A 13,340-nucleotide genomic window follows, 5' to 3' on the forward strand; every position below is an offset into this window, starting at 1 on the left:
GAGTGAGTCCATGAAATTATCAAAAAAGAGTCTGAATCTGTTAACCGTTGCTAGTCTGGCACTGGGCCTTGTCGGGCATTCAGCCCAGGCTAAAGAAATGGTCGTGAATGAAGATCTGGCTTATCACCTGACCGAGTCTCTGGTTACTCAGATAGGGCCTCGTATGCCAGGCACAAAAGCGGATGCGCGAACGGTAGAGTGGGCGGTCGATAAATTTGAACGTCTTGGTTATGACCGGGTATGGACCGAAGAGTTTGCGATGCAACACTGGCAGCCGGTCAGTGCATCTTTGCATGTGCAGGCACCTTTTAAGCAGGATTTAGTACTGGCTTCACTAGGACACTCAATTTCTACCCCGGAACAGGGCATTCAGGCTTCAGTGGTTGAGTTTGACAGCCTGGAGTCGTTGCGTGAAGCAGAGCCGAGCGACGTGGAAGGTAAAATCGTATTTATTAACCGGGAGATGGAACGGCACCCCAGAGGCGCCACTTATGGCCCGGCGGTCAGTGGTCGTTCGCAAGGGGCCGTAGTTGCATCTGAACTGGGCGCTGTGGCGGTACTTATCCGTTCTATCAGCACCAGTGATGATCGTTTTCCCCACACTGGCATGATGCGTTATCAGGACGGTATAGAAAAAATTCCAGCCGCGGCCTTATCGGTCCCGGATGCTAACCAACTGAGCCGTATGCTGCAAAGAGAGCCTGAACTGACGGTGGATTTTAATCTGCAGAATGAGTCTAAAGGTGAAGTCACCAGCCACAACGTAATTGCTGAAATGCGCGGCACTGAGCGTCCTGATGAGCTTATCCTTATCGGAGCTCATCATGATTCCTGGCATAAAGGCACCGGAGCTTTGGATGACGGTGCCGGTGTTGGCATTGTCATGGCCACCGGTGCCATGGTGCGTCAGCGTGGTGAAACTGAACGTACCGTGCGGGTGGTTCTTTTTGGCGCTGAAGAAATAGGTCTGGTGGGAGCCCGTGCTTATACCGATAAGCATGCGGATAATCTGCACAACCACATTTTTGCATCTGAGTCAGACTTTGGCGCAGGGCGGGTTTTTGCCTTTGATACTAATTTCGGGGAAGAAGGCCTGGAATTTGCCGATGAAGTGCATAAGAAGTTATTACCTTTAGGTATTCAACGTGGCCATAATAACGCCAGCGGTGGACCTGACATTACTTTCCTGCAACAGGAAGGCGTACCTGTTGGTCGCTTACAGCAGGACGGTACCGACTATTTTGACTACCATCATACCAATAATGACACCCTGGATAAGGTCGATCCTGCCGCTGTTAAACAGAACCTTCGGGCCTGGGTTATCCTGACTGAAGCCCTGGCGAACAGTGATGTGAACTTGCGTGACTAGGAGCACTTGATGAGCAATCCGGCACCTAAACGGGAGATATTTGCCTGGGCTATGTACGATGTAGCGAACCAGGCATATACCACCGTTGTTATTTCTTTCATCTATTCTGCTTTTTTTGTCAGTTATATAGTGCCGGATGACAGCTTTTTACAGGATACCTATTGGTCAATCGCTCTGATTGGCTCGATCCTGGTTGCTATGGTGTTGTCGCCGATTATTGGGCAGCACCTGGATCAGGGGGCCAGCAAAAAAAGGCTGCTGGCGATCTCAACTATTATCTGCGCGCTTTTTACCAGTTCGCTGTGGTTTGTCTCGCCAGGTGATGTCTGGCTGGGCGTAGTCCTGATTCTGATCACCAATACCGCCTGGATGATTGGTGAGGCTATTATCTCTTCGTTCCTGCCGGAAATTGCTAAACGAAAGAACATGGGTTTGGTTTCCGGCATCGGCTGGGGTGTTGGTTATATCGGTGGATTAATCAGTATGATACTGGTGACCCTGATTATAGTGACAGCCGACCCTGATGCTGAAACTGCGGCTTATATTAGCCAGAACCAATGGGCTATGGTGGCCATTTCCATATACTTTGTGATTTTTGCTATACCGACCTTTGTGTTACTTAAAGAGCGCCCCCCTAAACTTTCTCAACGGGTTCAGAAACAGGCCTGGTATCAGGCGCTGAACCTGGTGCAGTTGGGTCGTAGTCAGCCGGTATTGCTGCGCTTTTTCATGGCATTCCTGTTTTATATGGCGGGCGTGCAGACGGTCATTAAATTTATTGGCATATACAGTAGCGGCGAGCTGGGTCTTACTCAGTCCGACTTAGTGTCGGTGTTTCTGGCCACTCAATTCAGCGCCATGGCAGGGGCTGTGGGTTTTGGTTTTGTGGAGCATAAAATAGGTGCCCGGCCGACGCTGTTTGCTGTTATAGGTATCTGGCTGGTTGCCATTGGCGCTATGTATTCGCTCCCCTTCATGGTCGAGGCTTCCGGTATTGATGTAGCCACCCTGTTTCTGGGTGTGGCCTTACTGGCTGGTACCGGTATCGGTGCTATTCAGTCTTCCAGCCGCTCTTTAGTGGGGCAGCTTACTCCGGCGAATGCTGGTGGCAGTGCCTTTGGCTGGTGGGGTACCTTCAATCGCCTGGCTATGTTGCTGGCGACCACTTTTGGCATTGTGGCAGATATATTTGGCCGCCAATCAGCTCTACTCATGGTTCTCGGATTCTTTGTTTTGGGGGCTTTATTACTGGCTCGTGTTCCGCTTTCCGGCACTTTAGAGCAGCGCTATGCTGAAGATGAACAGGAGCGTGAAAATGGAAATCGGGAATCATGAACTACCTGCAGGTGTACTTATATTTAATCCGCAACAAAGCTCCATCATTAGCGCGAATGATTACCTCGCCGAGAAGCTAGGTTATAAATCGACAGCCCTGAATGGTCAGGCACTCAGCTGCATCATGGATGATGCTGAAGTTATCGCGTTGCCAAAAGAGGCAAGTCATAGTACTCGTATAAGACTGCAGGATAACAAGGGGCGCAATCATGCTTTTGTCGTTAGCGCCAAACCCCTGCAGGAAAATATGTGCCTGGTTTTGCTAGAGGAATCAGTGGAGTCCCAACTTAGTATTGAACTGGAACAGGATCGTGCTCGCTTACTGGCGGAGCAGACGCAGAAGAATGAATTGATTAGCAAACTCGAAAGCGTTAATGCGCAATTTGTACAGACTGAGAAAATGGCCGCTATCGGCCAGTTGGCAGCTGGTGTTGCTCATGAAATTAATAATCCTATCGGTTATGTGTATTCGAATCTGCAAACTCTGGCCGGGTATCTGGGTGATCTACGTCAGATTATTGAAGCTATTGACCAGGTTAGCGAAATAGAAGAGCTTAAAATCCTGAAAAATACTCTGGACTATGAGTTTATTCGTAATGACGTCAGCGACCTTATGAGCGAGTCTGCTCAGGGCATAGAAAGAGTGAAACATATTATCACTGCGCTTAAAGATTTCTCGCGAAGTGACGATGAAAAGACTGAGTCATCAGATTTGCAACAGGCTTTGGAAAGTACGTTAAGTGTGGTCTGGAATGAACTGAAATATAAAGCGGAAGTAGAAACTGATTATGGCGAACTACCGCTGGTGGAGTGCAATCTCGGCCAGATTAATCAGGTGTTTATGAATCTACTTCTGAATGCGGCTCAGTCTATAGATGATTTCGGAATTATAAAAGTCAGTACCCGCTCACTCAATAACCGGGTCGAAATACGGGTTGAAGATAGTGGCCATGGAATTGAGCCTGAGCACAGATCTCGTATATTTGAACCCTTTTTTACGACCAAACCTGTAGGTGAAGGAACCGGGCTAGGGTTACCTCTGGCCTATAACATTATCAAAAAGCACGGTGGCAGTATTGAGCTGGAGAGTACTCCTGGCAAGGGAACAGCGTTTACAGTGAGCCTGCCAGTCACTCAGCTTAAATCAGGCCGTTAATGTAGCAGCTAATGTAAACGTTAATGTAACACTCACTATTTTTAGTAAAAGGTGGCGCAGCATGGCCAAAGAAGTGACCGTACTCATAGTTGATGATGAGCCCCATGTGTTGAGTAGCCTGCAGCGCCTGCTGCGGCAGGAAGATTACCAATTACTGCTGGCAAATAGCGCGGCTGAAGCCTTACAGATTATGGAGGAAACGCTGGTTGATGTGCTGGTGTCAGACTCACGTATGCCTGAAGTTGACGGAACAACGCTGCTCACTCGGGTACAGAAAAAATGGCCTCGTTGCATTCGTATTCTATTGACCGGTTACCCGGATATTGACGACCTGATTAAAAGTGTTAATGAAGGGCACTTATATCGTTTTATCCAGAAACCCTGGGATGACGATGAAGTGCGCCTGGTACTGCGTCAGGCTACACGGCTGGCTTTTTCGGAGCGCGAACGGATACGCCTGACCAAGCTTATTCAGACGCGTAATAAGAAGCTGTCAGAAGTGAACCAACAGCTTGAGGCAAGCGTAACCAAGCGTACAAATGCATTGCGTAAAGCTATTCACTTACGTGATCGGGCCTATAAAAAGCTGGAAAAAAGTTACCATAACTCCACCGAAGTATTCGCGGCATTGATAAACCAGCGTCTGCCAAAAACCCGGCAAACCAATGACAAAATTAGCGCCTTGGTTAAAGCCTATGCAGAACAGGCCGGTTGGGATGCGAAACGTGTGAATGACTTAAGTATGGCGGCTGCTCTATATAATCTCGGAAAAGTTACCTGGACTGATGATTTGCTGATGACCCCAAGCGATAATTTTCGTGGCAAAGACAGAGATAAATATCGCGAGTATCCAGAGCTTGGTGAAAGTCTGCTGTTATCACTGGAGCCTCTGCAACGGGCCGCTTATTTTATTCGCCACCATCAGGAACGTTGGGATGGACGCGGCTTTCCGGATCAACTGGAAGGGGGCGATATTCCGGAAGAGTCACGCCTGCTTAAATTAGCTATTGATTATATTGAACTGCAACGCGGGATAATTCTGGATCGTATGATGAACCGCGATGATGCTTTGAATAACCTGGGGATCTACGCAGACCGGGTCTATGACCCTGAGATGTCTGCCCGTTTTATTGAACTGGTGCATGATAAAGCCCCCGACTTAGAACCTTTGCCAGAAGGCGTTATATTGTGTCGTCTTAAGCAACTCAAAACTGGCATGTTAGTAAAACGTAACCTGCTGACAGACAGTGGTTTTCTGTTACTCACTGAAGGCACAGTGTTGACTACAGGTATGATTGAGAAGCTGATGGGCTTTGAACGCACCCGTCGTGAGCACTACCATGTGCTGATTGACGTATCATCGCAAGACAAAGTGGCGCCTGACTCAGAGTCGGAACCACCGCAGGAGGACTGAAGCTGATGATGCGAATGCAGGACTTGCCGGAAGATATTTTCAGTAATGCTATGAGTGCTTCCAGCAATGCCCTGGTGGTTTGTGATGCGAACAATTCAGAGTTGCCCCTGGTTTATGTAAATCCAGCATTTGAAAAAATTACCGGTTATAGCCCCCAGGAAGTGATAGGCCGTAATATGCGCTTTTTGCAGGGGCCAGAAACCGGAGCTGATGAAATAGAAACCATTCGCAGATCCATTGAAACGCCCGCGGAAGTCAGGGTTACCCTCAAAAACTATCGTAAAGACGGTTCCTTTTTCTGGAACCAGCTTTTCATTTGTCCGGCACATAATTCCAGTGGAGAGCTGACTCATTTTATCGGCGTCATACGTGATGCCAGTAAAGAAGAAGAGTTATCCCGTAAGCTTGCTGACTATGACAACTATGATTCCCTGACCGGTTTGCCGAACCGCAAATTTTTGCAGGAGCGCCTGATTCAATGCGTTGAGCAGCCACGTTATCCGAATCGGGAACTGGCCGTAGTTTACCTCGATCTGGACGGTTTTAAGCCCATTAATGATCATTTTGGCCATAGCTTTGGCGATAGCCTGTTACAGGCGATGGCGACTCGTCTACTCGGCCTGGTTCGTGCCGGGGATACTCTGGCCAGGATAGAAAGCGATGAGTTTGTTATTTTGCTGCCTGATCTGGCCTCTGCAACCAGCGTGGTCGCAATTCTCGAGCGGATCTTGCAAGAAATAGCAGTGCCAGTGATTATGCGGGGAGTTGAAGTGCAGCTCTCCGCGAGTATTGGTGTCACCTTGAGTGAAAAGGCGCTACCGGATCCTATGGTGCTTATCCAGCAGGCTGACTTAGCTATGCACCAGGCTAAAAAACGAGGCCGCAATAATTTTCAGTGGTACAGCAGTGATCTGAATGCCTCAGTGACCGACTTTTTGAATATTCGTAATCATATGCAAAAGGCGATAGAAGGTAATGAGTTTACACTCCATTACCAGCCGAAATTTGATTTACGTAGCCAGCGGTGCAGTGGCATAGAAGCCCTTGCAAGGTGGCATCACCCTATTATGGGAGAAATCTCTCCTTCGCGTTTTATTCCGGTAGCCGAACAAACTGGTTTTATTATTTCTTTTAGTGAGTGGGCGCTAAGGCAGGCCTGCAAAGATTTTAAGATTTTGCAGAAAGCAGACCCTGAGTTACCTTCAGTATCCGTCAACATTTCTGTTTTGCATTTTTTGCGCGATAACTTTGTCGATAGTATACGGGAGATATTACGTGAGGCTGAATTCGAGCCTGCTTGTCTTGACCTTGAGATAACCGAATCAGTACTGTTATCTGACCCCGAAGATAGTATTAAAAAAATGCGGGCACTTAAGAAACTGGGGCTGAGCTTATCCCTGGATGATTTCGGTACTGGTTTTTCCAGTTTTAGTTATTTGAAAAAACTGCCTATTGATACGCTGAAAATCGATCGTTCTTTTATTGCTGATCTTACCCATGAAAAAGGCGATGCGGCAATTGTTCAGGGCATTATTTCGATGTCACACCATCTGGGCTTGCGGGTTGTCGCTGAAGGCGTTGAAAGCAAAGCGCAACTGAACTTTTTGCAGCGCGCACTTTGTGATGAAATTCAGGGGTTTCTGAAGGCTAGGCCAATGCCTTTGCAAGCGATTGAATCTTTTATGAGTCAGTACCGGCAGCAGGTTGAGGTGGAAAAAGAAGCAGATATTATGCTGCCTGTGGTGTTACTGGTGGATGACGAACCCAATGTGCTGCGCTCTTTGCAACGCTTGCTGCGACGCGATGGTTATCAAATACTAACCGCGGAGAATGCAGAACAGGCATTTGAACTGCTGACGGAGCATGACGTCAATGTCATAGTTTCCGACCAGAGAATGCGCCATATGAATGGTACTGAGTTGCTGAATCATGTGAAGTCGATGTACCCCTCTATTGTTCGTATTGTATTATCCGGCTATATGGACTTAAAATCAGTAACGGCTGCTATTAATCAGGGGCAGATATATAAGTTTCTGACTAAGCCCTGGGACGATAAAGAATTGCGCCAGGTGGTGCGTGACGCGGTGCACCTGAATCATAAATAAGAATTAAAAATAAGCAGGAGTCTGCGATGCGTTTTTTGTACCTGACCGTTATTGGCCTGTTAGCGGCCTGTAGCAATAGTGAGCCCGTAGAACCTACGGAATCAGGCTTGCCCGTTCTTAAAATAGATCCTTTTAGCCTTACCGTATCGGGTATTTCTTCCGGTGGGTATATGGCACAGCAGCTTCATCTGGCACATGCTGAACGAGTAAAAGGTGCTGCTATTATTGCAGCGGGCCCTTATGACTGTGCGCAAGGGTCGCTGGGTGTTGCGCTTTCTGAGTGCATGGGAAACCCGGAAACCCCGCCGTCGGCCAGCCATCTGCTGGACCGGGCTATGAAAAGAGCTGAAGAGCGAAAAATTGCTTCTTTGGGTCAGGTGCAACGGCACCAGGTATGGCTGTTTCGTGGTCAGCAGGACACTACAGTTGGTGCGGATGTATTTGCCAGCCAGGTAGATTTTTACCGGGCTTTGGTTGCTCCTGGCAATCTGCATGTGGAAACAGAGCAAAATATAAATCATTTATTTCCGACTCTTGATTATGGTACCGACTGTAATGTCAGCGAACCGCCTTATCTTGGAGCCTGCGGTTATGACGCGGCGGGCGAGTTGCTAAAGGCATTATATGGTTTTGCGCATGAACCCAGTGAGCCGGCGCAAGGTGAACTGATTACCTTTAATCAGCATCAGGCCGCTGGAAAGCATAGCAGAACACTGGCTGAAGACGGTTATGTATATGTACCTGAAGATTGTGCTGAGGGAGCTTCCTGTAGTTTACATATCAGTTTTCATGGCTGTAATCAGCAAGGAGAAGAGGTAGGTGATGTATTCGCCCGGCATAATGGACTGAACCGCTGGGCAGATAGCAATCGCCTGGTGATTCTGTACCCCCAGGTGGAAGCTAGTAAAGTGATGCCGATGAACCCTCAGGGATGCTGGGATTGGTGGGGGTATACCAATACAGCTTACGCGACTAAGGATGGCGAACAAATTCAGGCGGTGATCGCGATGGTAAGGGAAATCGCGGGCATTCAGATGGACGACGAGTAAGGAACTTCAGATGTTAGGTAATTTAGGCCTTCTGCTGGGACTAGCTCTGCTTATTGTACTGGCACTGCGCGGCATGAATATTCTAATTGCCGTCCTGCTTTCGATTCTGCTTATTGGCGTCACAAACAACATGGCCATGGCGGATGTTTTTCTGCAGTATTTTCCCTTTGGTTCTTCAGGGGCCTTCTCCTTTGCCGGTAGCTTCTTTTTACTCTTTTTATGTGGTGCTATTTTTGGTCGCATTATGGCTGCCAGCCAGGCTGCAGGTAGTATCGCTTTAGCTATTACTGGCTGGCTTGGAGTCAAACGTGCCTTACTGGTAGCTATGCTGGTGTGTGCTTTGTTGACCTACGGCGGTGTGGTTGTCTTTGTGGTGATATTCACCATGTATCCGCTGGGGGTCACCCTAATGCGTGAGGCCAATATACCGCGTCGTATTTATGCTGCGGCTATCGCACTTGGAGCCGGTACGTTTACGATGACCGCACTGCCGGGAACACCTTCAATTCATAATGTAATTGCGGCTAACGCTCTGGGTACGGATCTGTTTGCTGGCGGTTGGATAGGTTTATTGGCCGGTGTTTTGATGGCGGCGCTGGGTATGTGGTATTTACAGCATGAATGGAAAAAATCATTGGCACGGGGCGAAGGCTATCAGGCTACCGAGCAGGACCAGCAGATGCAAAAACTGGCCGCCTCGGCAGGTAAAGTCCCAGACTGGCGTTTGTCACTGATACCTATAGTGATAGTACTGGGTATCATTGTACTGCCTCGTATTCTGATGCTGAGCGGTTTAACGGGTAGCGATTGGGCCTCAGCCGTGGTTGCCTTTAACCTCGCGCAGCCAATTCTTTGGGCGAGTATGGCGCTGATAGCCGGGGCGTTATCCTGTTTGCTGCTGTTTCCACCAGTACGCAGAGGATTCTCGAAAACCCTGGGGCAGGGCGCTGATGATTCCGTTATGCCATTATTAAACACCGCCGCTGTGATTGGTTTTGGTGGCGTGGTTATTCAAACAGCGGGATTTCACCAATTCGCTGAGTGGTTGCTGAGTCTGAACATGCCGCCTCTGTTATCTGTCTACGTTTCGGCTAACCTGATTTCCGGCGTGACGGCTTCCGCTTCTGGCGGCCTGCAAATTTTCATGTCTAGTCTAGCGCCCGCTTATCTGGAAGCTGGGGTGAGTGCTGAAGTTCTTCACCGTGTTTCAAATCTGGCTGCGGGCGGTTTGGATGCATTACCGCACTCTGGGGCTGTAATTGCGTTGCTGACGCTCATGGGGCTGACTCATAAAGAAGCTTACAAAGATATTTTTGTGGTTTCTGTGCTGGTGCCCCTGGTTGCCGGGTTGGTGGCCATTGCGGCATTGGCTGTGTGGCCGTGACACCAGGCGAGGTTAGTACTCCCTGAAGGCATGTTGATCGCCTTTAGTCTTGCCTGGTTGTTAACTGGGCGTGCTGCGCTGGACACGCTGGGTTGAGTGACGTAGAAATAGGCTCTGCTCATATTACCAAATTATTACCAACAGCAAAGGATTAGAATGAAAATAACAAAATCTATTGCAGCACTGGGAATGGTTGGCGCGTTAGCGTGCTCGGCCTGTAACAACAGTGCAGATGCTAATGACAATGACAGCTGGTCTGTCAGCGACCCTATGGGTGAATTCACCAGCGTTGAGATTAATACCGACAGCGGCACCTGGATGAGTGTCGATATCAGCCCGGATTCAGAATATATTGTGTTCGATTTACTGGGCGACATCTACCGTATGCCAGCAGATGGTGGCGACGCCGAGTTGTTGCGTGGTGGTATAGGCTGGCATATGCAGCCGACCTATAGTCCTGATGGTAATTATATTGCTTTCACCTCAGATGAAAATGGTGGCGATAATATCTGGGTCATGAACGCTGATGGCAGTGACGCTTATGCGGTCACCAATGAAACTTTTCGTTTACTGAATAGCCCCGCCTGGAGCCCGGATAGTAACTATCTGGCAGCGCGTAAGCACTTTACCGCACGCCGCTCACTGGGAGCGGGTGAGATCTGGATGTACCATCGCCGTGGTGGTAGTGGCGTGCAGTTGACTGAGCGCCCTAATGACCAGAAAGATTTGGGCGAACCTGCTTTTTCGCCTGACGGCCGTTATGTCTATTATTCTCAGGATGTGACCCCAGGACCTGTCTTTGAGTATAGTAAGGATTCGGTTTCCGGCATTTATGCGGTGCGCCGTTATGATTTAGAAAATGGTGAAATTGATACCGTAATATCGGGTATGGGTGGAGCTATCCGGCCTACACCGTCACCGGATGGACGTTACCTGGCCTACGTCGCTCGCGATGATTTCCAAAGCTCGCTTTATGTACAAGACATGGAAACAGGTGAAAGCCGTAAGCTGTATGACGACTTGAGTCGTGATATGCAGGAAACCTGGGCCATTCATGGTGTCTATCCGCATATGGGCTGGACTGACGATAGCGAAGAACTGGTGTTTTATGCCCGTGGCGGCATTCACCGGCTGAACCTGAATGACGCAAGCGTCGCTCAGGTACCTTTTTCGGTAAACACGCAAAAACAGGTGCAGCAGGCACTGCGTTTTCGTCAGCCAATAGAAGAAGATGAATTCGATGTTCGTATGCTACGCCACACTCAGGTTTCACCTGATGCGGACCAGGCAGTTTATGATGCTATGGGTCATATATATATACGTGATCTACCAGCCGGCGAGCCAGCTCGTCTTACCGGGCAGAACGAGCGTTTTGAATTCTTCCCTTCATATTCCCGTGATGGCCGTCATCTGGTGTATGCAACCTGGCACGATCAGGAACAGGGTCAGATTATTGTCCGGGACCTGGAAACGGGGGCAGAACAGATACTGGCAACTGGCAAGGGTAAATTTGTTGAACCGGTGTTTGCGCCCGATGGCAATGCGGTAGTGTACCGTAAGATTCGCGGTGGTTATCTGAGTGACCCTGTACACAGTGTTAAGCCAGGTATTTACCATTTGTCGCTGGACAGTGATGAGCCGACTTTCCTGACAGCGCATGGTTCTTCGGCTCACTTTGGTGACCGTTCAGATAAGCTGTATTACACCGCTCAAGGGCCGGAACTGCGTGAAATTAATATTGAGGATCAACAGCAGCGTACGCTTTATACCTCAGAGCATGCCACTGAATTTAAAGTGTCTCCGGATGGTCAGTATCTGGCCTTCGCTGAGCGCTTCCGGGTGCATGTAACGCCTTTTGCGTCTCGTGGCTCAGCTATTCATATCAGCCCCAGCGACAATCAGTTCCCGATTGAACAGCTGTCGAAGCGCGCAGGCGACAATATTTCCTGGGCCGGCGATTCCAGCAGTCTTTACTGGACCTTAGGCCCAGAGCTTTATAGTGCATCTTTGGACGGTATCTTTGATATTCGCGACAACGGTGAACTGCAGCTAGTTGAAAACGGCACGAATATTGGCTTTAGTCAGTCGGTGTATATACCTGAGCAAAGTTTTGCGTTTACCGGCGGTACTGCGGTAACCATGAACGGTGACCAGGTGATTGAGAATGCCGTGGTATTGGTAGAAGGCAATAAGATAACAGCGGTAGGTAGTTATGGCGAAGTGGATATTCCTGCGAATGCTGAACGTATCGACTTTACCGGTAAAACCCTGATCCCAGGGCTGATTGATACCCATGCCCACGGCGCTCAGGGTGAAAGCCAGATTATTCCACAGCAGAACTGGAATCTTTATGCTGGACTTACTTTTGGTGTCACAACTATTCATGATCCGTCAAATAACACGGCGCAGATTTTTACGGCCAGTGAAATGCAACGGGCGGGTCACATTGTAGGGCCACGTATATTCTCTACCGGCACTATTTTATATGGTGCTGCAGGTCCAGGTTTTACCGCCCATGTAGACAGTCTTGATGACGCACGTTTTCATATTGAACGTTTGAAAAAAGCGGGCGCGTTTTCAGTTAAAAGTTACAATCAGCCACGTCGTGATCAGCGTCAGCAATTTATTCAGGCTGCTCGTGAAATGGAAATGATGGTGATGCCTGAAGGTGGTTCGCTGTTCCAGCACAATATAAGCATGGTGCAGGATGGCCATAGTGCGATTGAGCATTCGATTCCGGTGGCTGAAATTTTTGATGATGTGCTGCAGTTCTGGCGTCAGACAGAAACTGCTTATACGCCGACTTTAGGGGTTGCTTATGGTGGTATCTGGGGAGAGAACTACTGGTATGCACAGAGCAATGTCTGGGAGCATCCGCGACTGAGCCAGTATGTTCCTGAACGCGTTCTGCGTCCGCGGAGCATGCGTCGTGAAGTTGCTCCAGAGCACCATTATAACCACTTCAATATTGCAGCCGGTGCAAAAGCGCTGCAGGACGAAGGCGTGCTGGTAACAGCAGGTGCTCACGGTCAGCGTGAAGGCCTGGCGCAACATTGGGAAATTTGGATGATGGAGCAAGGCGGCATGAGTGCTCATCAAGCCTTGCGTACAGCCACTATAGACGCTGCTACTAGCCTGGGCATGGAGCATGCTATAGGCTCGATCGAGGCCGGTAAACTGGCTGACATGGTGTTAGTGGAAGGTAATATCCTGGAAGACTTGCGAGTGTCGGATCGCGTTAGCCATGTCATGGTTAATGGTCGCCTGTTTGATGCTGAAGAGATGCAGGAACTGGGTTCAGATGTGCAACCGAGAGCGCCTTTGTATTTCGAAGATTAAAAAGCGCTGATTACTACTCGATTAAAAAGGCTGAAGCTTAAACTTCAGCCTTTTTTTGTGCTTCGATTCAGGATTCTCCAATTCATGTCGATATATAAATCAAAGAGTTCTGATTTTTAGTCTTTGCAAAGAGAGATGGCTGCGGTACTTTGAATAGAAATTAAATCCTGGATTAATAATAAAAAAATG

8 protein-coding genes are annotated in these 13,340 nt (G+C 48.7%); all 8 read left to right on the forward strand.

The genetic code is table 11. The features are described 5' to 3' along the window. Positions 1–10 precede the first annotated feature (10 nt). Positions 11–1,369, forward strand: a complete 1,359-nt coding sequence (locus CWE09_RS11480) for a M28 family peptidase (protein ID WP_126804179.1) — start codon at positions 11–13, stop codon at positions 1,367–1,369. A 9-nt stretch (positions 1,370–1,378) separates the two neighbouring features. Further along, complete coding sequence (locus CWE09_RS11485) at positions 1,379–2,704, forward strand: MFS transporter (protein WP_126804180.1); 1,326 nt, start codon at positions 1,379–1,381, stop codon at positions 2,702–2,704. Next, complete coding sequence (locus CWE09_RS11490) at positions 2,685–3,860, forward strand: sensor histidine kinase (RefSeq protein ID WP_241974364.1); 1,176 nt, start codon at positions 2,685–2,687, stop codon at positions 3,858–3,860. The genes CWE09_RS11485 and CWE09_RS11490 overlap by 20 nt, the downstream gene beginning before the upstream one ends. Before the next feature lie 61 nt (positions 3,861–3,921). Further along, the gene (nosR, locus tag CWE09_RS11495; protein WP_126804182.1) at positions 3,922–5,274 is read left to right on the forward strand and encodes a response regulator c-di-GMP phosphodiesterase, NosR family; all 1,353 of its coding nucleotides are present in this window, start codon (positions 3,922–3,924) and stop codon (positions 5,272–5,274) included. Positions 5,275–5,279: 5 nt separating this feature from the next. Then, a complete protein-coding gene (locus tag CWE09_RS11500; protein WP_126804183.1) occupies positions 5,280–7,379 on the forward strand; it encodes an EAL domain-containing protein in 2,100 nt (699 codons plus the stop codon). Positions 7,380–7,405: 26 nt separating this feature from the next. After that, complete coding sequence (locus CWE09_RS11505; RefSeq protein ID WP_126804184.1) at positions 7,406–8,428, forward strand: extracellular catalytic domain type 2 short-chain-length polyhydroxyalkanoate depolymerase; 1,023 nt, start codon at positions 7,406–7,408, stop codon at positions 8,426–8,428. 10 nt (positions 8,429–8,438) lie between these two features. Further along, positions 8,439–9,812: a GntP family permease gene (locus tag CWE09_RS11510; protein WP_126804185.1), complete on the forward strand. Its 1,374-nt coding sequence runs from the start codon at positions 8,439–8,441 to the stop codon at positions 9,810–9,812. A 189-nt stretch (positions 9,813–10,001) separates the two neighbouring features. Continuing rightward, positions 10,002–13,151, forward strand: coding sequence for an amidohydrolase family protein (locus CWE09_RS11515; RefSeq protein WP_420808001.1), 3,150 nt, complete (start codon positions 10,002–10,004; stop codon positions 13,149–13,151). The last annotated feature ends 189 nt before the right edge of the window (positions 13,152–13,340 follow it).

This window comes from Aliidiomarina minuta (assembly GCF_003987145.1).
GTDB classification, from domain to species: Bacteria; Pseudomonadota; Gammaproteobacteria; order Enterobacterales; family Alteromonadaceae; genus Aliidiomarina; species Aliidiomarina minuta.